The organism is Mycolicibacterium sp. lyk4-40-TYG-92 (assembly GCF_030209435.1).
GTDB lineage: Bacteria > Actinomycetota > Actinomycetes > Mycobacteriales > Mycobacteriaceae > Mycobacterium.
Map to the genome: position 1 here is coordinate 13,686 of NZ_JARVRX010000007.1, position 21,994 is coordinate 35,679.

Annotated in this window: 23 protein-coding genes; 8 read left to right on the top strand and 15 right to left on the bottom strand. The window is 67.1% G+C overall.

The window, feature by feature from the left end; all coding sequences use genetic code 11:
* Positions 1 to 493 precede the first annotated feature (493 nt).
* The 7 genes from QRN63_RS12345 to QRN63_RS12375 form a co-directional block, all read right to left on the bottom strand.
* Complete coding sequence (locus QRN63_RS12345; protein ID WP_267316883.1) at positions 494 to 964, bottom strand: DIP1984 family protein; 471 nt, start codon at positions 962 to 964, stop codon at positions 494 to 496.
* A 117-nt stretch (positions 965 to 1,081) separates the two neighbouring features.
* The gene (locus tag QRN63_RS12350) at positions 1,082 to 1,366 is read right to left on the bottom strand and encodes a hypothetical protein (RefSeq protein ID WP_285031011.1); all 285 of its coding nucleotides are present in this window, start codon (positions 1,364 to 1,366) and stop codon (positions 1,082 to 1,084) included.
* Positions 1,367 to 1,381: 15 nt separating this feature from the next.
* Entirely contained in the window at positions 1,382 to 1,543 is a 162-nt protein-coding gene (locus QRN63_RS12355; RefSeq protein WP_267316881.1) for a hypothetical protein, read from the bottom strand.
* Between the two features lie 140 nt (positions 1,544 to 1,683).
* The gene (locus tag QRN63_RS12360) at positions 1,684 to 2,310 is read right to left on the bottom strand and encodes a dihydrofolate reductase family protein (RefSeq protein ID WP_285031012.1); all 627 of its coding nucleotides are present in this window, start codon (positions 2,308 to 2,310) and stop codon (positions 1,684 to 1,686) included.
* Between the two features lie 77 nt (positions 2,311 to 2,387).
* The gene (locus tag QRN63_RS12365; protein ID WP_285031013.1) at positions 2,388 to 3,662 is read right to left on the bottom strand and encodes a DUF7373 family lipoprotein; all 1,275 of its coding nucleotides are present in this window, start codon (positions 3,660 to 3,662) and stop codon (positions 2,388 to 2,390) included.
* A 9-nt stretch (positions 3,663 to 3,671) separates the two neighbouring features.
* On the bottom strand, positions 3,672 to 4,553 hold the full coding sequence (bla, locus tag QRN63_RS12370; protein WP_285031014.1) for a class A beta-lactamase: 882 nt from the start codon (positions 4,551 to 4,553) through the stop codon (positions 3,672 to 3,674).
* 118 nt (positions 4,554 to 4,671) lie between these two features.
* Positions 4,672 to 5,589 carry an alpha/beta hydrolase family protein gene (locus tag QRN63_RS12375; protein WP_285031016.1) on the bottom strand — a complete coding sequence of 306 codons (918 nt, stop codon included), beginning with the start codon at positions 5,587 to 5,589 and terminating at the stop codon, positions 4,672 to 4,674.
* Positions 5,590 to 5,722: 133 nt separating this feature from the next.
* On the opposite strand from QRN63_RS12375, the gene QRN63_RS12380 reads away from it, so the two are divergent.
* Positions 5,723 to 6,574 (top strand): helix-turn-helix transcriptional regulator, encoded by an 852-nt coding sequence (locus QRN63_RS12380; RefSeq protein ID WP_285031017.1) that lies wholly within the window; start codon positions 5,723 to 5,725, stop codon positions 6,572 to 6,574.
* Here QRN63_RS12380 and QRN63_RS12385 read toward each other — a convergent pair.
* From QRN63_RS12385 to serA, 3 genes are read right to left on the bottom strand one after another with little or no spacing between them, the layout of a single operon-like run.
* On the bottom strand, positions 6,563 to 7,135 hold the full coding sequence (locus QRN63_RS12385) for a hypothetical protein (RefSeq protein ID WP_267316875.1): 573 nt from the start codon (positions 7,133 to 7,135) through the stop codon (positions 6,563 to 6,565). The genes QRN63_RS12380 and QRN63_RS12385 overlap by 12 nt on opposite strands.
* 13 nt (positions 7,136 to 7,148) lie before the next feature.
* The gene (locus tag QRN63_RS12390; RefSeq protein ID WP_285031018.1) at positions 7,149 to 8,159 is read right to left on the bottom strand and encodes a 3-isopropylmalate dehydrogenase; all 1,011 of its coding nucleotides are present in this window, start codon (positions 8,157 to 8,159) and stop codon (positions 7,149 to 7,151) included.
* Positions 8,156 to 9,742, bottom strand: coding sequence for a phosphoglycerate dehydrogenase (serA, locus tag QRN63_RS12395; RefSeq protein WP_267316873.1), 1,587 nt, complete (start codon positions 9,740 to 9,742; stop codon positions 8,156 to 8,158). Before serA ends, QRN63_RS12390 begins: the two co-directional genes overlap by 4 nt.
* Positions 9,743 to 9,829: 87 nt before the next feature.
* Here serA and QRN63_RS12400 point away from each other — a divergent pair, with 87 nt between their 5' ends.
* The 3 genes from QRN63_RS12400 (at position 9,830) to QRN63_RS12410 (ending at position 12,270) form a co-directional block, all read left to right on the top strand.
* Positions 9,830 to 11,257: a phytoene desaturase family protein gene (locus QRN63_RS12400; protein ID WP_285031019.1), complete on the top strand. Its 1,428-nt coding sequence runs from the start codon at positions 9,830 to 9,832 to the stop codon at positions 11,255 to 11,257.
* Between the two features lie 14 nt (positions 11,258 to 11,271).
* Positions 11,272 to 11,871, top strand: coding sequence for an NAD(P)H:quinone oxidoreductase (wrbA, locus tag QRN63_RS12405; RefSeq protein ID WP_285031020.1), 600 nt, complete (start codon positions 11,272 to 11,274; stop codon positions 11,869 to 11,871).
* Between the two features lie 69 nt (positions 11,872 to 11,940).
* Positions 11,941 to 12,270 carry a hypothetical protein gene (locus tag QRN63_RS12410; RefSeq protein ID WP_267316870.1) on the top strand — a complete coding sequence of 110 codons (330 nt, stop codon included), beginning with the start codon at positions 11,941 to 11,943 and terminating at the stop codon, positions 12,268 to 12,270.
* 78 nt (positions 12,271 to 12,348) lie between these two features.
* Here QRN63_RS12410 and ilvC read toward each other — a convergent pair whose 3' ends face one another.
* From ilvC to QRN63_RS12425, 3 genes are all read right to left on the bottom strand, one after another.
* Positions 12,349 to 13,350: a ketol-acid reductoisomerase gene (ilvC, locus tag QRN63_RS12415; protein ID WP_205848940.1), complete on the bottom strand. Its 1,002-nt coding sequence runs from the start codon at positions 13,348 to 13,350 to the stop codon at positions 12,349 to 12,351.
* A 68-nt stretch (positions 13,351 to 13,418) separates the two neighbouring features.
* On the bottom strand, positions 13,419 to 13,925 hold the full coding sequence (gene ilvN, locus QRN63_RS12420; protein WP_155899492.1) for an acetolactate synthase small subunit: 507 nt from the start codon (positions 13,923 to 13,925) through the stop codon (positions 13,419 to 13,421).
* Between the two features lie 5 nt (positions 13,926 to 13,930).
* Positions 13,931 to 15,763: an acetolactate synthase large subunit gene (locus tag QRN63_RS12425; protein ID WP_285031021.1), complete on the bottom strand. Its 1,833-nt coding sequence runs from the start codon at positions 15,761 to 15,763 to the stop codon at positions 13,931 to 13,933.
* A gap of 257 nt (positions 15,764 to 16,020) precedes the next feature.
* Here QRN63_RS12425 and QRN63_RS12430 point away from each other — a divergent pair, with 257 nt between their 5' ends.
* The gene (locus tag QRN63_RS12430) at positions 16,021 to 16,431 is read left to right on the top strand and encodes a PH domain-containing protein (RefSeq protein WP_267316868.1); all 411 of its coding nucleotides are present in this window, start codon (positions 16,021 to 16,023) and stop codon (positions 16,429 to 16,431) included.
* Positions 16,432 to 16,454: 23 nt separating this feature from the next.
* Here the strand turns inward: QRN63_RS12430 and QRN63_RS12435 are convergent, their stop codons facing one another.
* Positions 16,455 to 17,351 carry a DoxX family protein gene (locus QRN63_RS12435; RefSeq protein WP_267316867.1) on the bottom strand — a complete coding sequence of 299 codons (897 nt, stop codon included), beginning with the start codon at positions 17,349 to 17,351 and terminating at the stop codon, positions 16,455 to 16,457.
* Between the two features lie 139 nt (positions 17,352 to 17,490).
* Here QRN63_RS12435 and QRN63_RS12440 point away from each other — a divergent pair, with 139 nt between their 5' ends.
* Positions 17,491 to 18,666 carry a PQQ-dependent sugar dehydrogenase gene (locus QRN63_RS12440; protein WP_267316866.1) on the top strand — a complete coding sequence of 392 codons (1,176 nt, stop codon included), beginning with the start codon at positions 17,491 to 17,493 and terminating at the stop codon, positions 18,664 to 18,666.
* 29 nt (positions 18,667 to 18,695) lie between these two features.
* On the top strand, positions 18,696 to 19,805 hold the full coding sequence (locus QRN63_RS12445; RefSeq protein WP_285031022.1) for a DUF7802 domain-containing protein: 1,110 nt from the start codon (positions 18,696 to 18,698) through the stop codon (positions 19,803 to 19,805).
* Here QRN63_RS12445 and gatB read toward each other — a convergent pair.
* Positions 19,802 to 21,298 (bottom strand): Asp-tRNA(Asn)/Glu-tRNA(Gln) amidotransferase subunit GatB, encoded by a 1,497-nt coding sequence (gatB, locus tag QRN63_RS12450; RefSeq protein ID WP_267316864.1) that lies wholly within the window; start codon positions 21,296 to 21,298, stop codon positions 19,802 to 19,804. The two genes, QRN63_RS12445 and gatB, sit on opposite strands and share 4 nt — an antisense overlap.
* Positions 21,299 to 21,321: 23 nt before the next feature.
* On the opposite strand from gatB, the gene QRN63_RS12455 reads away from it, so the two are divergent.
* Entirely contained in the window at positions 21,322 to 21,993 is a 672-nt protein-coding gene (locus QRN63_RS12455) for a hypothetical protein (protein ID WP_285031023.1), read from the top strand.
* Position 21,994: the final 1 nt, after the last annotated feature.

Below are 21,994 nucleotides of genomic sequence, written 5' to 3' on the forward strand. Positions count from 1 at the left end.
CCTCCTCAACTACGACGGATGGCCGTCGTCGCGGCGCTCCCGACCCGCGCGATTCCGGATACAAGTACCCGCTGGTTCCGGCCGGCATTCAGGCCCACCAGAACTACTAAGCACAACTAAAGGCTACGCAGTCTCGGCACTCTCGCCAGGCCATGAACGGCATTCTCATCAACCCATAGCCCGCACATAGCGACGCACAGAAAGCGCTGACCGCCAGTCACTTTCAGCGCATCCGTCACAGCAGTCGCCGTCCCCTGCTTTCCACCGCGGCTCGGCCACTGGAGGTGTAGTCCCCGTACCCGCCCTCGTTGTCACGAATCTGCACGTGGTGATGCGTTGTGCCTCGTGCTCTGTCACCTGTGCGCATTGCTGGGCTGCGGTGTGAGTGTGGGAATCGAACCCGTTGCACTGCCCTCCGTGCACCTGAACGGTTGGAGCCGTTTGAGGTTTTGTGCACGCCTCCGCGACAACTACCTGCTACACCATGCTGCTGTCAGTCCAGCAACTCGACCTCCCAGTTCGCCTTCTGAATCCGGACGTCAAGCTCACGCAACTCCTGCGCCACGTCATCGGCCTGCGACCGCAGATCGCGGGCGGACAAGGCGGACAACATCTTCAGCTCCGAACGCAGCTGCCGCGAGTAGCCGTATTGGTTGGCACCCGTGGCCGCGTCCGCAGCCGTGGTCAGAACGTGGTGCCGCAACCGCAGCGCGTCGCGCCGACCGAGTGCGTCGGTCAGCGTGCCGTCGGCCCCGACCGAGCTGGCCGCGTTGGTGCGGTTGATCCGCCGAATCAGGGACTCGTAATCGCCCAGCGCGCCGTCGATCTCGACGAGTAGCGCTGCGGCATCCTCCGCGGGCTCTTCGCCCTCCTGGAACCGCGCGTTACCCACGACACGCACGCGCAACTGTTCGATGCGGCGAACTGCGTTCGCGCGCAACGACAGAGCTTCTGCCAACTTCATGATTCACCTCGCTTCTCGTGGCACAGACCGATCGTCCGTTGCTCGGCCCGAACCATGATGAGCGCAAAGAGGTTGGCCGGCAACGTATTTTCCAGCGGGACGAACCGCCGGCCGCGATCAGCTCTGAGCGCCGACGAAGAACAGCACGAGCACCGCGACCAGACCGAACAGGGCGGCGAAGAACGCGCCACATGCCGCGTCGTCAAACCGTGGCCGCACCGTCGCGACAAGAACCGCGACCGCGGCGACCAGCAGCGCGCTTGCCGGCGCGAACAGCCAGTAGTACAACAGCGGCGCCGGCGACATCACGACCAAGCCAAGCGCGTAGCCGCCGAACAGATAACGCGGATCGATCTTCCGCTCGGTGCGGGGATCGAGCGTGCTTTCATACTCGTAGGACATGCGCACCTCCTCCGGTCAGCGCCACATCGCCACCGTGGCAATGGCTTGCAGGTACAGCAGACCGACGATGAACCAAACGCTCACAGGTGCCACCACCAGCGCCACAGCGACGCTGCTGAGCATCCGCGCGCGCGACAGCACCGCCGCAATCACCAGGCATATCAGCGAAACACCCACCGCTACAGTCAAATTCGCTGTATCAATTCGGTCCAAGTTCGGATCATCGCCGGGACCCATGGCCCCGACAGCCAACAGACCCCAGCCGACTCCCCCTAATACCGCGCCGGCGAGTACGCCGCGCGTCCACTCCCTACCAGTCAAACGTCCCCCCGATCCGGTGCACTCATGTCCCCCGTCGCCGGCACACCCCCGGCCAGCCCGTACTGCAGGTGAACGATGCCGGCCGGGCTGGACACCGGGGCCTTGAGCAGCGTCAGATTGGACGGCACTGCGCCGCCGTCGAACACCTTTTTGCCGACCCCCAGCACAATAGGATGCACCCAGAGGTCCATTCGATCAAACAGTTTTTCGCGCAACAGGGTCTGTACGAAGTTCAAACTCCCGACCACTTTGACGTGCTCGTGACGGTCACGGATTTCCCGCACTTCCGCCACCAGATCCGCGCCGATCCGCGACGAGCCGGACCACGACAGGTCCGGCTTGCCGCGGGAGGCGACGTACTTGGGGATGCGGTTGAACATGTCGGCGAATTCGTCATCCTGATGCGGCCAATAGCCCGCGAAGATGTCGTACGTCCGCCGGCCGAGCAGCAGCGCGTCGGTGCCTTCGTACGCGGCGCCGACCTGCTCCCCCGACACCTCGTCGATGAGCGGTGCCTGCCAGCCTTCGAACGGAAAACCGCCGTCGGAGTCCTCGCCGGGGCCGCCGGGCGCCTGCCCGACGAGGTCGAGAGTGGCGAACAACGCGAGGTGAATCTGGCCCATTTCTAGCTCCTGACGAGTCGGTGGTGTCTGTCAGTGAGGTAGACCATCGGACCCGGCGGAACTCATCGGGCAGTCGGCTACTTCCCGGACAGCACCCGATATTGCGCCGAAATCTGTTGGTCCACAGCGGTTTCGTCGTCAGCGAAGACCTGGAACACAAAGCGGTCGGTGCGCGCGAGGCAGCTGTAGTGCCACCCCAGGATGCGCCATGTCACGGTTGCGTCCGGTTGCGCGTAGTCGTGAAGGTGCTCGAAACACCGCGCGCCGGGGAACCCCGGCACCGGACCGGCCATCTGCACGTCCGGATTCTTCATGATCAAGACACCGGTGGCGTCCAGCAGCTGCGCGGCCGAATCCGCGTTGGGCGCCTGGTAGACGCGGCCCCACCGCTGCGTCACCCACTGCACACCGGCGCGCTCGAACTGGGTCGTCATGCTCACCGGATCGGATTCGAAATGCAGCCACGCCCGTGGTCGCCACGTCCCGATCAATACCCCCTGCTGCCGATCGGGAGTGGTGATGGTCTTCGACAGCAACTGGTCGTCGCTCGGATCTTTCGGCAGGTCAGCGAGTTTCGCCGGTTCGGTGGGCACAAAGCTCTTGATCAGCGATTGCTGCCTGCCGAGCAGGTCGGACGTCAGCAACTGAGCCCGCAACGGCGCCTTGGTCAACTTGGTGGCTTTCGCGCTCACGAATTGATACAGCACGAAACGTCCCTGCACCGTGTACGCCGCGACGCCACTGGCCCCGGTGCCGTAATCCACGCCGACCGCCGGCACCGTGCCGGTACCGACCGAGATCTGGACCGGATACGGCTGGAACGGAGTGGCCACGATCGGGCCGAACTGCGCGGTGAATTCACCGGCGGCCGCCGCCGCTTGGGCGTCATCGGGGAACATCAGAACCGCGTTCTGGATTTCCAGATCAGAGTCCCGGGACCCGGATGACCGGTAGGACCCGAAACCGGCAACCATACCGTGCGCCCTGGCAATGCCCTGCATCACATTGTCTTTGGACACCCCGAGGATGTTGTCGACACCGAACTCCGCCGTCATGGTGCCGGTCCCGATGGCCCCGGGCCTGGTCACCGACGCGTCGATTTCCCAAGGCCCGATGACATATTCGGCCATGCGGGTCGATTCGACGATCGACTGCGTGAGCGGATTGGGCCCGGCGCTGAAGAACGGGGTGCTCGGCTTGATCTGGTAGTTACCGGTCCGCAGCTGGCTGACGTCCGGTTCGGGGTCGCTCAGTGAGCCGCCGAACCGCGCGGTGCCGGTCGCGGTCGTCGAACAGCCCGCGACCACGCACCCGCACGCGACCACGGCGAGTGCCAGCTTCCGGATCCCCACGATCCAACACTAACTGTGGCCGAGGCGCGCCAGCACTGATCGCACGGACTCGGCGATCGCCTCATTGAACGGCCCGGCGTCCCGCCGCAGGGTGCGGGTGCGGACCAGCACCGTGAGCATGACCCGCTCGTGCTTGGGGCCGATGAGCATCCCGGCGTCGTTGGTCGACCCGTAGTCGCCGCCGCCGGTCTTGTCCGCGCTGGTCCAGTCTGCGGGCAGACCGGCGCGGAACCGACGGGTCGACGTCGCGGTCTCGCCCATCCACCGCTGCAGTTGGAACTGAGCCGCACCGGACAACGCGTCGCCGACGAGAATGGCGCGATACCCACCGCACAGGGCCCGCGGCGTGGTGGTGTCGCGGAGGTCGCCGGGCGCCGCTTCGTTGAGGTCCGGTTCCCAGCGATCCAGCCGGGTCTGCGAATCGCCGATCGAGCGCGCGAAAGCCGTCAGGGCGGACGGCCCGCCGATGGTCCGCAGCATGATGTTGCCTGCTGCGTTGTCACTCTGGGTCAGAGCGGCGGCACAGATCTCCCGCAACGCCATCCGTGCCCCCACCGCCTCGCTCAGCACCGGCGAGTTGACGACGATGTCGCCGGCGGTGATGGGCACCATGGCATCGAGATTCGCGTGACCGTCCTTGGCCATCTGCAAGATGCGTGCCGCCGCATACGCTTTGAAGGTCGAGCACATCGCGAACCGCTCGTCGGCACGGTGCTCGACCGTCGCCGATGATTCCAAATCGACTGCGTAGACGCCGATTAACGCCTGATAGCGATCTTCCAGTTCTGCAAAGCTGGTCGGCTCGTCCGCCTTGGTGGACTGGCACCCGGCCAGCACGCCCGTGGCGGCCAACCCGACGATGAAATCCCGTCGGCTCAGCGATTCCCCCACGCATCCCAGCCAACCACGTCTCGGCGCGAGACGCCAACGCGGGGTCTTCTCCTGGCCCCCCGGCTGGTCCGCGGTGCGTTGGGCCCCAACAGATCCCGCTACGCCCGCGGGCCAGACGTCAGTGGACGTGCTTGTCGAACCAGGCGGTGGCCACCTCCGGATGAACACCGAAATAGTTGTAGCCGTCGAAGCGCCGGTTGGTTCCTTCGATCCAGTGCAAGCTCTTCGCGGCGACCGGGATCGCGTCGTAGATGTCCCGCACGTCTTGTGGACGCGTCATGGTGTCATCGTGCACCTGTGCGACGAGCGTCGGCACGGTCACTGCTTTGACGTGCTCGAGCGGTGACTGCTCGGCGAGATGGAATCCGGTTCGTTCGTGAACAGCCTGATCGAACTTCGCATAGCCGTCTGCCATCCCGATGGCTTTGACGAACTCCTCGACGATGTAGCGACCCGACACCGGCTGCAGCATCACCATGGCCTGGACTTCAGCGAACTCTTCGGGATGCCTTGACCACGCCACTGCAGTCGAGTCAGCGCCCAAACACACTGATAGCAAAGCCTTCTTCATCGTTTTCGTGTCCGGCCTGGCAGCCGCGTACCGCAAGGATCCGATGACATCGCGGTATTCGGTCAGACCGATGCCGGCGATGCCACCGTTGCCCTGGCCGCTGAGACCGTGGTTGCGGATGTCGTAAGCGAGGACGTTGTAGCCGGCGTCGTGCAGAGCCTTGTACTCAGGCAGGAAATTCACCTCGAACCCGCCGAGGCCGCCGAACTCGGGCAGGTGCCCGGGATAGCCGTAGCGGTTTCCGGGAAGAAAGTGGTTATGGATGATCAGTCGATCGGAGTCGGCGGGAATGAACCAGCCCTCCAGCGGGACACCGTCCATCGACGGGAAGAACACGTCTTCGTAGTCCAGCCCGACCTCGTCGGGGCGCCGCAGAACCGGCGCGCGACGGCCGCCGGTCGTCCCGGTGGTCCACATGGCGACAAAGCTGTCGAACGCTTCCTGAGCTGCCGTGTCGTCGGACATGAGCGCTTCCTTTCGTCGAAGTCTGGGTTCAGAAATCGACGGTAGGCCGCGCACCGTTCGGTAGGCAGGGCCAGTTGAACCAGGGTTCAGCAAACCCTCCTTCGCGGCTCGCGTGCCCTCTACTGTGATCCGTGTGGACCAGCGCAAGGACATTCGTGACTTCCTGACGTCACGCCGTGCGCGCATGACACCCCATCAGGCCGGGCTCCCCGACTACGGCGCCAAGCGGCGGGTACCCGGCCTCCGTCGGGAAGAGGTGGCCCTGCTGGCCGGTATCAGCGTCGACTATTACACCCGCTTGGAACGCGGCAACCTCAGCGGCGTTTCGGATTCGGTACTCAACTCGGTGGCGACCGTGCTGCAGCTCGACGAGGCGGAGCGCGCGCACCTGTTCGATCTCGTCAAAGTCCGGCAAGGGCCACGGCGCACCCCGCGCCGCCCGGTCACCATTCGACCGAGCGTCCAGCGGATCCTGGACTCGATGGTGGGCGTGCCGGCCTGGGTGAGCAACGACCGTCTCGACATCCTGGCCACCAACGCCCTGAGCGCCGAGCTCTACCGCGACGCCGTCGACGACGCGCAAGAACCGGCGAATCTCGCCCGTTTCGTGTTCCTGGACCACCGCGCGCGGGATTTCTTCGTCGACTGGAATCAGCAGGCCGACAACGCCGTCGCGATCTTGCGCAGCGCCGCCGGACGCGACCCCTACGACGACAGGCTCACCCAGCTCATCGGCGAATTGAGCACCCGCAGTGACGAATTCCGGGTCCGGTGGGGAGCACAGATCATCCGGGCACATACCTCGGGACCGAAAGCGCTGAACCATCCCGCGGTCGGCCAACTCGACCTGACCTTCGACGGCCTGGAGTTGGCGGCCGATCCCGGGCTGACACTGTATGTCATGACCGCCGAACCGAACTCGCCCACCGAGGAGCGGCTGAATCTGCTGGGCACGCTGGCGGCGACCAGACAATCAAGCCGGTGACCGGCGTGGCCGCACCAACAGCGCGGCCACCAGGAAGCACAACGCCCCGACGAAGGTCCCGAAGTTGGCCAGTCGCTCGTCGACCGTGATGCCGGTCTTCCGGACGAAGGCCGCCAGTGCCGACACCTGGAACGCGACACAGCCCATGAGGTTGATCCAAGACGCCTGCCAGGCAACGGATCTCGGCGACCACAGGCCGACCACCAGCACCGCCAGCAGACCACTGAGCAGGAAGGCCAGCGATCCGGCGGCGTCGGGCGCCCACACATAGCGCCGCTCGGCGAGCACGGCGTGCGCCCACACCGCCGCACCCGTACTCACGTTGAACAGCACGGTACCCATGAATTGGATTGCCGCCGACCACCATTGGATCCCGGGCGGGGCGAGCTTGTACTGCATCAAGGCGGCCGTGGTGAAGAACCACGATCCGACGAAACACAGCATGTTGGTCGTTCCGGCCCCGGCCACCGAGGGAAACCCCGGGACCGTGGCCAGTGCGAAGAACGTCGACCCGATGGCGAACAGCCGGCACTGCCTGGTGAGGGTGGCAAGGCCATTCATTCCGCGCACGGGACTACAGGAAGCTGCGAATCCGCTCGCCGGTCTCCGACGTCGACAGTTTTGCGTCGCCGCGCGTCGAAAGGTGTTCGGCGACAGCCTTGTCCACGCGGGCCGCGGCGTCGGTCTCACCGAGGTGGGTCAGCAGCAGCGCCACACTCATGATGGCGGCAGTCGGGTCGGCAAGACCCTGGCCGGCGATATCGGGTGCGCTGCCGTGCACCGGCTCGAACATCGACGGGTTGGTGCCCGTCGCATCGATGTTGCCCGATGCCGCCAGGCCGATACCACCGGAGACGGCCGCGGCCAGATCGGTGATGATGTCGCCGAACAGGTTGTCGGTGACGATCACATCAAACCGCTCAGGTGCGGTCACCATATGAATGGTCGCGGCATCGATGTGCTGGTACGCGGTTTCGACGTCCGGGTACTCGGCGGCGACCTCGTCGACCGTGCGCTTCCACAGCGAGCCGGCGAACGCCAGCACGTTGTTCTTGTGCACCAGGGTCAGGTGCTTCCGCCGCGTCCGGGCCTTCTCGAACGCGTAGCGGACCACCCGCTCCACACCGAAGCGCGTGTTGGTGGACACCTCGGTGGCCACCTCGTGCGGCGTGCCGACGCGGATGGCGCCACCGGTGCCGGTGTACGGCCCCTCGGTGCCCTCGCGGACGACGACGAAATCGATGTCCGGATTGCCGGCCAGCGGGCTGTCGACACCTGCGAACAGCCGCGACGGCCGCAGGTTCACGTGGTGGTCCAGGGCGAACCGCATGGTCAGCAGCAGTCCGCGCTCGAGCACGCCGCTGGGCACCGACGGATCGCCGATGGCGCCCAACAGGATTGCGTCGTGCGTCTTGAGCTCGTCGATCATGCCGTCGGGCAGGGTCTCGCCGGTCTCGTGGTAGCGCTTGGCGCCGACGTTGTACTCGGTGCGCTCGACCCCCGGCAGCACGACGTCGAGGACCTGCAGTGCCTCGCCGATGACCTCGGGACCGATGCCGTCGCCGGCAATGACGGCGAGCTTCACGACAGATCCACCAGTTCCAGCGTGGTCGCGCCGACGGCCTCGCCGATCGCGGCGAGCACGTCGGCCGGCACCTCGCGGTCCAGTCGCAGCATGACCGTCGCACCCGAACCGTCGGAGTCCTGCGACATCTGCGCGGCCAGGATGTTGACGTCGGCGCCCCCGAGCAGGGTGCCGATCTTGCCCAGGGCGCCGGGCTGGTCGCCGTAGTTGAGGATCAGGTTGATGCCCTCGGCGCGCAGGTCCAGGTTCCGGCCGTTGATCTGGACGACCTTCTCGACCAGCTGCGGACCGCTCAAGGTGCCCGACACGTTCACCGTCGCACCATCAGACAGGACGGCGCGCACGTCGACGACGCTGCGGTGGTTGGGGCTCTCGGTCTCGGTGGTGAGGACGGCGTCGACACCACGCTCGGCGGCCAGCGCCGGCGCGTTGACGAACGTCACCTGGTCCTCGATGACGGCGGAGAACAGGCCGCGCATCGCCGAAAGCTTCAGAATCTCAACGTCTTCCGACGCGAGTTCGCCGAGCACCTCGACGTTCAGCGAGGCCGGCAGCGCGGGCGCCAGGGCACCGACCAGCAGACCCAGCTTGCGCACCAGGTCGAGCCACGGCGCGACCTCTTCGCCGACGACACCGCCGCCGACGTTGACGGCGTCCGGCACGAACTCGCCGGCCAGCGCCAGCTTCACGCTCGCGGCGACATCGGTGCCCGCGCGGTCCTGGGCCTCTTCGGTGGAGGCACCGAGGTGCGGGGTGACGACGACCTGCGGCAGCTCGAACAGCGGGCTGTCGGTGCAGGGCTCGGTGGCGAACACGTCGAGACCGGCGCCACGGACGTGGCCGCTGGTGATCGCGTCGGCCAGGGCCTGCTCGTCGATCAGGCCACCGCGGGCCGCGTTGACGATGATCACGCCCGGCTTGGTCTTGGCCAGCGCTTCCTTGTTGATCAGACCGGCGGTTTCCTTGGTCTTGGGCAGGTGCACCGAGATGAAATCAGCGCGACCCAAAAGCTCATCGAGGCTCAGCAGCTCGATACCCAGCTGGGCGGCGCGGGCCTGCGAGACGTAGGGGTCGTAGGCGACGATGTGCGCGCCGAACGCGGCCAGGCGCTGCGCGACGAGCTGGCCGATGCGGCCCATGCCCACGACGCCGACCGTCTTGCCGAAGATCTCGGTGCCCGAGAACTTGGAGCGCTTCCAGGTGTGCTCGCGCAGCGTGGCGTCGGCGGCCGGAATCTGGCGGGCCGTCGAGAGCAGCAGCGCCAGGGCGTGCTCGGCGGCGCTGTGGATGTTCGAAGTCGGGGCGTTGACGACCAGCACGCCACGCGCGGTGGCGGCGTCGACGTCGACGTTGTCCAGGCCGACACCGGCGCGGGCGACGATCTTGAGCTTGGGCGCCGCGGCCAGCACCTCGGCGTCCACGGTGGTGGCCGAACGCACCAGCAGGGCGTCGGCGTCCGGCACGGCGGCCAGCAGCTTTTCGCGGTCGGGTCCGTCGACCCAACGGACCTCTACCTGGTCGCCGAGGGCGGCGACGGTCGATTCGGCGAGTTTGTCAGCGATGAGTACGACAGGAAGGCTCACGCGCACAGACTAGTGGGCGGCATGGCCGCGCTACCAATCGCGGTTGCCTTGAGCTGGGTGGTCAGCGGCCGTCACTACCATCAAGTGGTGGACGTCACCGTCGTCGGTAGTGGACCCAACGGACTGGCCGCGGCCGTCATCTGTGCGCGAGCCGGCCTGTCGGTCCGGGTCCTCGAAGGTCAGCCGACCCCCGGCGGCGGCGCCCGCAGCGCCCCCGACCCGGAATTTCCAGGCGTCGTGCACGACATCTGCTCGGCGGTGCACCCGCTGGCATTCGCCTCGCCGTTCTTCCGTGCTTTCGGCCTCGCGGATCGCATCACGCTGAATGTGCCGGAGATTTCCTACGCCAACCCCCTGCCAGAGCGTCCGGCCGCGCTGGCCTACCACGATTTCGAGCGCACCTGCGCCGAGCTGACTGACGGGGCGTCGTGGCGCTGGCTCCTGGGACCGATGGTGCAGCGCAGCGACTCGGCGGCCGCGTTCGTTCTCGGCGACAAACGATCCTTGCCGCCTGACTTGGTGACATCGGCCCGGCTCGCGCTGCGGATGCTGACGCAGGGCAGCCCGGCTTGGGGGCTGCTTCGCGGCGAGGACGCTCGGGCGCTGTTTACCGGCGTTGCCGCACACACCATTTCGCAGATGCCGTCGATGACGTCATCGGGCCTGGGCATGATGCTGGCCGTACTGGCCCACTCAGTCGGGTGGCCGGTGCCTACCGGCGGCAGTCAAGCCATTCCCGACGCGTTGATTGCTGACTTGCTGGCCCATGGCGGTGAATTGGTGCTCGGCGAAGAAATCACCGAACCGCCACGAGGCGTGGTGCTGTACGACACTCCAGTAAAGGCGTTGTTGAGCATCTACGGTGATCGGCTACCAACGCGCTACGCCGCAACATTGCGACGGCTACGAGCCAATCCCGGGGTAGCAAAAGTCGATTTTGTCTTGTCCGATGAAATCCCGTGGCGTGACCGACGTTTGGCCCGCGCGGTCACGATTCACCTCGGCGGTGAACGCGCCCAGATGGCTCTTGCAGAACGCGAGATAGCACGCGGTCGACACGCCAAGTGGCCGATGGTGCTCGCTGCGTCGCCGCACACCGCCGACCCGACACGGATCGACGATCGCGGTCGCCGACCGTTCTGGAGCTATGTCCACGTGCCCCGTGACTCGCCCATCGATCAGACCGAGCAGGTAATCGAGATCATGGAACGCTTTGCCCCGGGGTTCCGCGACATCGTCGTCGCAGCCCGCGGAGTCCCGGCTTCGCAGCTGGCCCAGCACAACGCGAACTTAGTGGGCGGCGACATCACCGGCGGCGGCAACAGTGCATGGCGGGCTCTAGCCGGCCCGACGCTGCGCCTGAATCCTTGGGCCACTCCGATTCCTGGCGCCTATCTCTGCTCAGCGGCCACTCCCCCGAATGGCGGCGTGCACGGCATGGCGGGCCTGTACGCGGCACGCACCGTGCTGCGTCGTGAATTCGGGGTGAAGACGCTGCCGTCGCTCGCGCCATAGTGTTGGCTTGGCCCATGGCCAAGCTTTCTGTGATCTTCTACTCCGCGACCGGGCACGGCACTTCCATGGCACAGCGCATCGCGAGCACCGCCGAATCGCTGGGCGCCGAGGTGCGGCTGCGGCCCGTCACCGAGACCGCCGCCCCAGAATCCTTCGCGCACAATCCGGCCTGGACTGCGAATTATGAAGCGACCAAAGACCTTCCGGTTGCCACGGGCGACGACATCGTGTGGGCCGACGCGGTGATCTTCGGCTCGCCGACCCGCTTCGGCTCGGTCGCATCGCAGCTGCGCGGGTTCCTGGACTCCCTCGGCGGCCTGTGGTCGAAGGGCGGGCTGGCGGACAAGGTGTACGCCGGCTACACCTCGACCAACACCGCCCACGGCGGCCAGGAGACGACGCTGCTGTCGCTCTACATCACGCTGATGCACTGGGGCGGCATCATCGTCCCGCCCGGCTACACCGAGCCGCTCAAGTTCGCCGACGGCAACCCGTACGGCGTGAGCCTGCTGGCCAATCACGACAACATCCGCCAGTTCGACGACAACACCTACGCGGCGCTGGACCACCTGGCGCGGCGGGTCGTGTCGGTAGCGGACCGGTTGGGCGGGTAACGCGCTGCCCGGTTCCGGCACCGAGAATTGGCGTCGGAACACCCCGCCGGCCCGGCTTAGCGTGAATGGGTGATATTCGGAGGCACAGCCCGGTTGGTCGGGTCGGTACCCAACAACGAGCTGTTCGCGGTCGGTGATCGCCAGCTTTATCAGATGCGGCCGCCGTTGTGCGGCTATCACGTGATCGCCGTCGAACAGAGTATGTGGGCCATGCGGGCGCAGGCCATCTATCCGGACGGACGTCTCGAACCGCCCGAGCCCGACGACCCGGTGTCGACCGAGATTTACGCGGTGGCGGGCGAAGGACTGGACATCGACCGGAGCCGCAAGCTGCCGGGCAGCGCGGACGGGCGCAACGTGACCCGCGCGCTGGCCGCCATCGGCTACACCGTCTACTGAGACACCGTCTACTGAAATGACGAAAGGCCGGTTGCCGCACGCTGTTTCGCGTGCCGCAACCGGCCTTTCGGGAACTGACTAGGCGGTCTCGGTGATCGGCCGGTCGACCCAGCTCATCAGGTCGCGCAGCTTCTTACCGGTGACCTCGATCGGGTGCTCGGCGTTGGCCTTGCGCAGACCCTCGAGCTCCTTGTTGCCGCCCTCGACGTTGGCGACCAGGCGCTTGACGAAGGTGCCGTCCTGGATGTCCTTCAGGATGGCACGCATGCGCTCCTTGGTGTCGGCGTCGATGACGCGCGGACCGGACAGGTAGCCACCGAACTCAGCGGTGTCGGACACCGAGTAGTTCATGCGGGCGATGCCACCCTCGTACATCAGGTCGACGATCAGCTTGAGCTCGTGCAGCACCTCGAAGTAGGCCATCTCCGGCGCGTAACCGGCCTCGACCATGACCTCGAAACCGGCCTTGACCAGTTCCTCGGTACCACCACAGAGGACGGCCTGCTCACCGAACAGGTCGGTCTCGGTCTCTTCCTTGAAGTCGGTCTTGATGACGCCGGCGCGGGTGCCGCCGATGCCCTTGGCGTAGGACAGCGCCAGCGCCTGGCCCTCGCCCTTGGGGTCCTGGTGCACGGCGATCAGCGCGGGCACACCCTTGCCGTCGACGAACTGACGACGCACGAGGTGGCCGGGGCCCTTCGGGGCGACCATGCCGATGGTGACGTTGGCCGGGGGCTTGATCAGGCCGAAGTGGATGTTGAGGCCGTGGCCGAAGAACAGCGCGTTGCCGTCTTCCAGGTTCGGCTCGATGTCGTTGGTGAAGATCTCGGCCTGCGCGGTGTCGGGCGCCAGCAGCATGATGACGTCGGCCCACTTGGCGACCTCGGCCGGGGTGTCGACCTCGAGGCCCTGCTCGGTGACCTTCTCGCGGGACTTCGAGCCTTCCTTCAGGCCGACCTTGACCTGCACGCCCGAGTCGCGCAGCGAAAGCGAATGCGCGTGTCCCTGGCTGCCGTAGCCGATGACGCCGACCTTGCGTCCCTGGATGATCGACAGGTCCGCGTCGTCGTCATAGAACATCTCAACTGCCACTTGCTTTTCCTTACCCTTGTTTCTGTTGTTGAAGATTTGTTCGGGGTCCAGCTCGGTTACTTGGCCGCGCCGATGCCACGCGGGCCGCGCGCCAGTGAAACCACACCGGACTGCACCAACTCGCGAATACCATACGGCTCCAGCACTCGCAGCAATGCGTCGAGCTTCTCCTGGGTGCCGGTGGCCTCGACCGTCAGCGATTCGGTCGACACGTCGACGACCTTCGCACGGAACAGGTTGACCGCCTCGATCACCTGGCCACGGGTGGTGGCGTCGGCCCGCACCTTGATCAGCGCCAGCTCGCGGGAGACCGAGTTGTCCGGCTCCTGCTCGACGATCTTGATGACGTTGATCAGCTTGTTGAGCTGCTTGGTGATCTGCTCCAGCGGCAGCTGCTCTTCGACCGAGACCACGATGGTCATGCGCGACATGTTCTTCTGCTCGGTGGCGCCGACCGCGAGCGACTGGATGTTGAAGCCACGCCGCGAGAACAGCGCCGCCACGCGAGCGAGCACACCGGGGGTGTCCTCGACGAGAACCGAAAGTGTGTGAGTGGTCGTCATGGCGCTTACACCTGATCCTCGTTGTCGAACAGCGGACGGATATCGCGCGCCGCCATGATCTCGTCATTGCTGGTGCCGGCGGCGACCATCGGCCACACCTGGGCGTCGGCCCCGACGATGAAGTCGATGACGACGGGGCGGTCGTTGATCTCGCGGGCCTGCCGGATGACGTCCTCGACGTCCTCGGCACGCTCGCAGCGCAGCCCGACGCAACCCAGCGCCTCGGCCAGCATCACGAAGTCCGGGATGCGGTGCGAGTGGGTGGACAGGTTGGTCTGGCTGTAACGCTCGTCGTAGAACAGCGTCTGCCACTGGCGCACCATGCCCAGGTTGCCGTTGTTGATCAGCGCAACCTTGATCGGCGCGCCTTCCAGGGCGCAGGTGGCCAGCTCCTGGTTGGTCATCTGGAAGCAGCCGTCACCGTCGATGGCCCACACCTCGGCCTCCGGGCGGGCGAACTTGGCGCCCATCGCGGCCGGGATGGAGAAGCCCATGGTGCCGAGGCCACCGGAGTTCAGCCAGGTCTTCGGGTTCTCGTACTTGATGAACTGCGCGGCCCACATCTGGTGCTGACCGACGCCCGCGACGTACAGCGCGTCCGGCCCGGCGATCTGGCCCAGCTTCTCGATGACGTACTCCGGCGAGAGGCTGCCGTCGCTCTGCGGGCCGTAGCTCAGCGGGTAGGTGTCCTTGATGCCGTGAAGGTAGGTCCACCAGTCGGCCAGGTCCAGGGTGTCGGCGGCAACACCGTCACGACGCAGCGCCCCGAGCAGGTCGACGATGACGTTCTTGATGTCACCGACGATCGGCACGTCGGCGTGCCGGTTCTTGCCGATCTCGGCGGGGTCGATGTCGGCGTGGATCACCTTGGCGTCGGGCGCGAACGACGACAGCTGACCGGTGACCCGGTCATCGAAGCGGGTGCCGAGGGCGATCAGCAGGTCGCTCTTCTGCAGCGCGGCCACGGCCGAGACCGTGCCGTGCATGCCGGGCATGCCCATGTGCTGCGGGTGGCTGTCGGGGAACGCACCGCGCGCCATCAGGGTGGTGACGACGGGGATGCCCGTCAGCTCGGCCAGCTCCAGCAGCTCCGCGGACGCCGCACCGCGGATGACGCCGCCGCCGACGTACAGCACGGGCTTGTGCGACGCGGCAATCAGCTTGGCGGCCTCGCGGATCTGGCGGCTGTGCGGCTTGGTGTTGGGCTTGTAGCCGGGCAGGTCGATGACCGGCGGCCAGCTGAAGGTGCACTGCCCCTGCAGCACGTCCTTCGGGATGTCGACGAGGACGGCGCCGGGACGGCCGGAAGCGGCGATGTGGAAAGCCTCGGCAATCACCTTGGCGATGTCGTCACCGTTGCGGACCAGGAAGTTGTGCTTCGTGATCGGCATGGTGATGCCGGAGATGTCGGCTTCCTGGAAGGCGTCGGTGCCGATCAGCCCGCGGCCGACCTGCCCGGTGATGGCGACCACCGGGATCGAGTCCATCTGCGCGTCGGCCAGCGGCGTGACCAGGTTGGTGGCACCGGGTCCCGAGGTGGCCATCATCACGCCGACCTTGCCGGTGGCATGCGCGTAGCCCGACGCGGCGTGGCCGGCGCCCTGCTCGTGCCGCACCAGCACGTGGCGCACCTTCTTCGAGTCGAACAGCGGGTCGTAGACCGGCAGCACGGCACCACCGGGGATGCCGAAGATGGTGTCGACGTCGAGTTCCTCGAGCGAACGGACGACGGCCTGGGCGCCGGTCATCTGTTGCGGTGCAACAGTTCTCGGCTGGCCGTTGGCAACACCGTTCTGCTGTTGCGTCGACTCTGGCGGTCGCGTGGTGGGTGCGCTCACTCTTGTCCTCTTGATCGTGTTCGGTTTGGCGTTCCCGGGCAAACAAAAAACCCCCGTCAGCGTGGGTGGCTGTACGAGGGTTGCGCGTCGATGCTTGTAGTCGGCTTACTCAGCCTGGTCACGCACCAACGCGCCCAGTTACTACAAGCAATCCCGAGTTCTGCATGGCAAGGACGGTAGTCCCCGCGGCGCGCGCAGGTCAAATCACATCCACGGCCCGGCACACCTGGCAACCCGTGCCCGCGCCGCCTGGGAGAATGAATGACGTGAGCCGCCGAACCGCTTCGACCGCACCTCAACCCGTCGTGATCAAGATCCCGGGGGTCGCCCACCTGGCGGTGGGGTTCTTCGCCATCGGCCTACTGGCGCTGGTGTTCGCCGGGCCGGCCTGGTGCGCGGTGCTGCTCGTCATCCCGATTGTGTTGTCGGCGATGGTGATTCGCTACCGCACGGTGGCCGACAAGAAAGGCGTCACGGCGCGGTCGCTGCTCGGCAGCCGGACGGTGACGTGGCAGGACATCAAGGGGCTGCGGTTCGACCGCTCCAAGTGGGCCAAGGCCGAATTGACCGACGGCACCGACCTGCGCCTGCCGGGTGTGACGTTCGCGTCACTGCCGGTGCTGACCGCGGCGAGCGGCGGCGTCGTGCCCAACCCGTACAACGAGTGAGCCGGCGCCGCGGACGATCAACCTCAGTGCAGCGGGTTTGAGCCGTTCAGCAGCAGCCACACACCGACGCCCGCGCCGATGCCGATCAGCAGGCACAGAATCGACCCGATGAACGGGCGGCGCGCCCAACCGCGTCCGGCGTCGAAGCCGTAGAGACCCGGTCCGGTCAGGGTCAAGCCCGCGGCCAGCACGATCATGGTCACCAGGTACTCGTGGCCTTCGGGCAGGAAGTACGGGAAGTAGCCGTGCACGGGTTGTGCGGCCACCTCCACGGCGAGCGCGTTGACCAGATAGCCCAGCGCGACGGCGGCGGCCACCGGCGTGAACAGCCCCAGCACGAGCAGGACACCGGCGCCTATCTGCGCCCCGGTGGCGAGGTAGGTCAGGATCCCGGCGTGCTGGAACCCGGCGGCGGCGAGCGCGTGCTCGTACCCGTTCAGACCCTGGCCGCCCCACCAGCCGAACGCCTTCTGCAGGCCGTGGACCACCAGCCATGCGCCGAGGCCGACACGCAGCACCAGGAGTCCCAGGTCCTGGGTGCCGCGGCGCTTGGCGACGCGTACCCGGGCATCGGTCTCGGGGTCGGGCTCGATCTCGGCGGGCTCGACGCCCTGCTGCGAGTTGCGCTCCCGGGGCTGCACGTACGGCAGCGGCTCGGGTTCGTGCATGAGATCGAATGCCATCGAGGACGGCGACGAGGACGACGCGGGCGTCACCTCGGTCGCCTCGTCGGACGACGCGTTGTCGAACCGCGGGATGGCCGTGGTCGCGGCGGTCTCACCGCCGTCTGCGCCGCCACTGCCGCGATAGGTCGTGATGGGCAGGTCGTCTTCTGGATCGACCAGGCGTGCCGACGCGGGCCTGGCGGCCGGCTCGTCGGGCCGTTGCCATGCACGCGAGTCATGGGAAGTACTGGCCATGGTTGCCAGGGTAAGTGCAACTGCACTGCTGACCGTGGATTTAGGCGGTGGTTTGACCGGCTTGTTTACGGGATTTGCCCAGCCCGACGCGTGGCCCCGGCGTGGCGAGCATCCGCGAACAGTCCGTAACCTGGCGGGCATGACATTGCGGCGGTCGACGCGGGCTGCGCTGACGAGGCCCCAACACCGGCCTGAGCGTTCCAGCTCTGCACCCGCTCGACGGGTCCTGGCGTTGTGTGCCATCGCTTTGCTGGCGCTGCCCAGTTGTGCCCGTTTCGATTCGGCGGCATCCGAGCCGTTCACCATCGAGCCGGATCTCGGCGGGGCGCCCAGCTCGCCACCGCCGCCCCCGCCACCGCTGCCGCCGAACCCGTTCCCGAAGGCCTGCCCGGCGCCGGCGGTGCTGCAGGGCTGCCTGGAGAGCACCAGCGGCCTGATCATGGGCGGCGACAGCAAGTCGGCGATCGTCGCCGAACGCGTCACCGGCGCCGTCAAGAACATCGCCACGACCGCGGAACCCAAGGTCAAGACCGTGATTCCGGTCGACGCGTCCGGCGACGGCGGGCTCATGGACATCGTCCTGTCGCCGAGCTACCAGCAGGACCGGCTGATGTACGCCTACATCACCACGCCCACCGACAACCGGGTGGTCCGCATCGCCGACGGCGACGTCCCCAAGCCCATCCTCACCGGCATTCCCAAGGGCCCCACAGGCAACATGGGAGCGCTGATCTTCAGCAGCCCGACGACCCTCGTGGTGCTCACCGGGGACGCCGGAAACCCCGCGGCCGCAGCTGATCCGGCTTCGCTGGCGGGCAAGCTGCTGCGCATCGAGCAGCCGACGACGGTGGGCCAGGCGCCCCCGACCACCGCACTGTCGGGCATGGGCTCCGGCGGCGGGCTGTGCATCGACGGTGCCAGCGGCTCGCTGTATGTGACCGACCGCACCCCGACCGGCGACCGGCTGCAGCGCATCACCAAGGACTCCAAGGTGTCGACGGTGTGGAGCTGGCCCGACCGGCCCGGCGTCGCGGGGTGTGTGGCGACCGACGACACCGTCATGGTCAACCTCGTCAACACCAAGAAGACGGTGGCCGTTCGGCTGTCGAAGGAGACCGGCGCGGTCACGGGCGACCCCGAGGCGCTCCGCACCGACACCCATGGCCACGTCTTCGCGCTGAAGCTCTCCCCTGACGGCAATGTCTGGGGCGCCACGGTGAACAAGACGGCCGGCGACGTGGAGAAGTTCGACGACGTCGTGTTCCCGCTGTTCCCGCAGGGCGGATTCCCGCGTAGCACCGACGACAAGACGTAATTGGCGACCGACGTGCGAGGGGCCGCCCGATGATGCGCGCCTGCCCGGCCGATTTCGCTCGGCTGGCCGGCTACCTGGGCTTCTCCTGCGATGACGATTCCTGGGTCAAGCTGCGGAACCCGTTGACCCTGGCCCACTGGACCATGCCCGTGGTCGAGCTGCTGATGCTGGTCGGCGCGGCACTGGCCCTGGCCTACGCGCTGCGGCGGGTCCGGCGGGACCCGACCGGGATCGCCATCTGGCTGGCGTCGGTGGTCTACGCGCTGGTGACCGAACTCCCCCGGCATCCACCGGACATCTTCGCCGGCTCCCGGCTCGGGGTCATGCTGGTGCACAACGTGTTCAGCGTCGATTTCGTCGACGGCCGGCTACCGCTGTACATCGTGGCGTTGTACCCGGCGACCATCACCCTCGCCTACGACATCGTCCGCGCCACCGGGGTCTTCGAACGGCGCGGCGCGGCCGTCGGCGCCATCTGCGTCGGGTTCGTTCACGGCTGCGTCTACGGCGTGTTCGACCATCTCGGCCCGCAGCTGCGCTGGTGGGTCTGGAACACCGCGAACCCCCTGAACCACCCGACGCTGGGTTGCGTGCCGGTGAGCAGCTGGGTCAGCCTGGCGGTCGTCGGGCCCGCGGCGGTCGCCTTCCTGGTACATGTGCTGATGGGGCGCAGGGTGGCAGCGGGCACACCACCGGGCGCGCTGTCGCTGGCCTGGCGCATCCCGGTCATCAGCGTCCTGGCGCCGGTCATCATGGGGCTGCTCAGCCTGCCGACGTTGCTCTCCGCCCGCCACACCGCGACGCAGTACGCGGTCCTCGGTGTGGAGGTGGCGGTGTTCACCTTCGTGACGGTGCCGGTCCTGATCCAGGATTGGCGGATCACACGCCGGGTCGGCACGCAGCACCCGAGTCCGTACGTGCGGGTGTTCGGAGTGCTGTACCTGCTCACCTTCACGGTGCTCTGGCTGGCCGCGCTGCCCGACTTCGCCGGCGCCATCGACGGCGTCACCGGCGCGGGCACGCCGACCGGCAATCTGCCGTGTGCCGCGGTGTGTTTCGTGATCGCGGGCTACTGCGTCGCGGGGGTGTCGTCACTGCGTCCGAAGACCGCACCCGCGCCACAGGAGGCGCTGCGCTAGCTGCAGGCCGCAATCACCAGTTCGCGCACGCGCGCTGCGTCGGCCTGACCCTTGGTCGCCTTCATCACCGCGCCGACGATCGCGCCGGCAGCCTGAACCTTGCCCCCGCGGATCTTGTCGGCGATGTCCGGCTGGGCCGCCAGCGCCTCGTCGATCGCGGCCTGGATGAGCGAATCATCGCGCACCACAACGAGTCCGCGGTCGTTCATGACCTGCTCGGGCTCACCCTCACCGGCCAGCACGCCCTCGACGACCTGGCGGGCGAGCTTGTTGGACAGCTTGCCGTCGTCGACCAGCTTGACCACGGCGGCGACCTGGGCCGGGGTGATGGCCAGCTCGTCGAGCGTCACTTCACTCTCGTTGGCCTTCTGCGTGAGGAAGTTGCCCCACCACGCGCGAGCCGCCTCACTGGATGCACCGTGCTCGACGGTCGCGGCCACCAGCTCCACGGCACCGGCGTTGACGAGGTCACGCATGACCTCGTCCGAGATGCCCCAGTCGTCCTGAATCCGCTTGCGCACCAACCACGGAAGCTCGGGGATGGTGCCGCGCAGCCGCTCCACCAACTCGTCCGACGGGGCGATGGGCTCCAGGTCCGGCTCCGGGAAGTAGCGGTAATCCTCGGCGGTTTCCTTGCTGCGGCCGGGCGTGGTGTGCCCGTCCTCGTGGAAGTGCCGGGTCTCCTGGGTGATGGTGCCGCCGGACTGCAGCACCGCGGCCTGCCGGCGCATCTCGTAGCGGACCGCCACCTCGACGCTCTTGAGCGAGTTGACGTTCTTGGTCTCGGTGCGGGTACCGAACTCCGCGGCGCCCTTGAGCTTGAGCGAGACGTTGGAGTCGCAACGCATCGAGCCCTGGTCCATGCGGACGTCGGAAACGTCCAAGCCGCGCAACAGGTCCCGCAGCGCGGTCACGTAGGCGCGGGCGATCTCCGGGGCGCGTTCACCGGCGCCCTCGATGGGCTTGGTGACGATCTCGACCAGCGGCACCCCGGCCCGGTTGAAGTCGGCCAGCGAGGTGGTGGCGCCGGAGATGCGGCCGGTGTCGCTGCCCAGGTGGGTCAGCTTGCCGGTGTCCTCCTCCATGTGGGCGCGCTCGATCTCGACGCGCCAGGTGCTGCCGTCCTCCAGCGGAACGTCGAGGTAGCCGTTCACGGCGATGGGCTCGTCGTACTGGCTGATCTGGTAGTTCTTCGGCTGATCCGGGTAGAAGTAGTTCTTCCGGGCGAACCGGCCCCACGGCGCGATGTCGCAGTTCAGCGCCAGCCCGATCCGGATCGCGGACTCCACGGCCGCTCCGTTGACCACCGGCAGCGCGCCGGGCAGGCCGAGGCACACCGGGCACACCAGCGTGTTCGGCTCGGCACCGAAGCGGTTCGCACAACCACAGAACATCTTGGTCTCGGTGGACAGCTCGACATGGACTTCCATGCCCATGACGGGCTCGTACGTCGCGAGGACGTCGTCGTAGTCGAGAAGGTCTGCGTCAGCCATGCGTTGATCGTAGTGTCGGCCCCATGAGCGCCGGTCAACCGCTGCCCCCACCACACGCGAACGGGAAGTTCGCAGCGCTGGTGGTCGGGGCGATCGTGGCAGTGGCCATGGTGATCACCGGTGGTGTCATGGCTGTTCGCGGTGTCCTGGATCCGGGCATCACCGATCTCGAGACGTCGATGGCGGTGGGACGGCAGGACTTCCCCGACTGGCCGACAGCGACATTCGACGGCCCCAACCAGAACCCGGCCACGCGCATGACGACCGACGAGGTGTCACCGCAACCGTGTGCGCCCCTGGCCGGGGCACCGAGCAGACAGTCGGTCCAGGTACAGCTGAAGAAGGACGCGCACCATGCCCTCGCGGTCTGGCTGAGGCTGCCGTACACATGGCCGAACTACGTCGAGGCCGCTCGCGTCTGCACCCGCTACACCATCAACGACCTGCTCGTGATCGACGTCGAGCGCCGGCCGCATCCCGATGCCCTGCCCGCCTGGGCAGTGTCCGTCCGCGAGACCGTTTCCGCCCGCGGCGGCCTGGTGACACCGTTCATCAGCATCAAGGCGCTCGGGCAGTATCGCGGTGTGTCGGTCACCGTCATCTGCCTCATGACGACCGGCGACCCGCCGCAGACCTGCGACAAGCCCGTGGCGTCGTTGTTCACCGCACAGGTGAACAAGCTCGCCGCGGTCTGAC

What these genes read in the sequence shown, in the direction of transcription:
- QRN63_RS12375 (WP_285031016.1), bottom strand. Translation starts at nt 5,589, where the DNA reads ATGTCCGACGACACGGCAGCTCAGGAAGCGTTCGACAGCTTTGTCGCC.
- QRN63_RS12440 (WP_267316866.1), top strand. Translation starts at nt 17,491, where the DNA reads ATGACATTGCGGCGGTCGACGCGGGCTGCGCTGACGAGGCCCCAACAC.
- QRN63_RS12435 (WP_267316867.1), bottom strand. Translation starts at nt 17,351, where the DNA reads ATGGCCAGTACTTCCCATGACTCGCGTGCATGGCAACGGCCCGACGAG.
- gatB (WP_267316864.1), bottom strand. Translation starts at nt 21,298, where the DNA reads ATGGCTGACGCAGACCTTCTCGACTACGACGACGTCCTCGCGACGTAC.
- QRN63_RS12430 (WP_267316868.1), top strand. Translation starts at nt 16,021, where the DNA reads ATGAATGACGTGAGCCGCCGAACCGCTTCGACCGCACCTCAACCCGTC.
- QRN63_RS12345 (WP_267316883.1), bottom strand. Translation starts at nt 964, where the DNA reads ATGAAGTTGGCAGAAGCTCTGTCGTTGCGCGCGAACGCAGTTCGCCGC.
- QRN63_RS12445 (WP_285031022.1), top strand. Translation starts at nt 18,696, where the DNA reads ATGATGCGCGCCTGCCCGGCCGATTTCGCTCGGCTGGCCGGCTACCTG.
- QRN63_RS12350 (WP_285031011.1), bottom strand. Translation starts at nt 1,366, where the DNA reads ATGTCCTACGAGTATGAAAGCACGCTCGATCCCCGCACCGAGCGGAAG.
- QRN63_RS12385 (WP_267316875.1), bottom strand. Translation starts at nt 7,135, where the DNA reads ATGAATGGCCTTGCCACCCTCACCAGGCAGTGCCGGCTGTTCGCCATC.
- ilvN (WP_155899492.1), bottom strand. Translation starts at nt 13,925, where the DNA reads ATGACGACCACTCACACACTTTCGGTTCTCGTCGAGGACACCCCCGGT.
- wrbA (WP_285031020.1), top strand. Translation starts at nt 11,272, where the DNA reads ATGGCCAAGCTTTCTGTGATCTTCTACTCCGCGACCGGGCACGGCACT.
- QRN63_RS12455 (WP_285031023.1), top strand. Translation starts at nt 21,322, where the DNA reads ATGAGCGCCGGTCAACCGCTGCCCCCACCACACGCGAACGGGAAGTTC.
- ilvC (WP_205848940.1), bottom strand. Translation starts at nt 13,350, where the DNA reads ATGTTCTATGACGACGACGCGGACCTGTCGATCATCCAGGGACGCAAG.
- QRN63_RS12360 (WP_285031012.1), bottom strand. Translation starts at nt 2,310, where the DNA reads ATGGGCCAGATTCACCTCGCGTTGTTCGCCACTCTCGACCTCGTCGGG.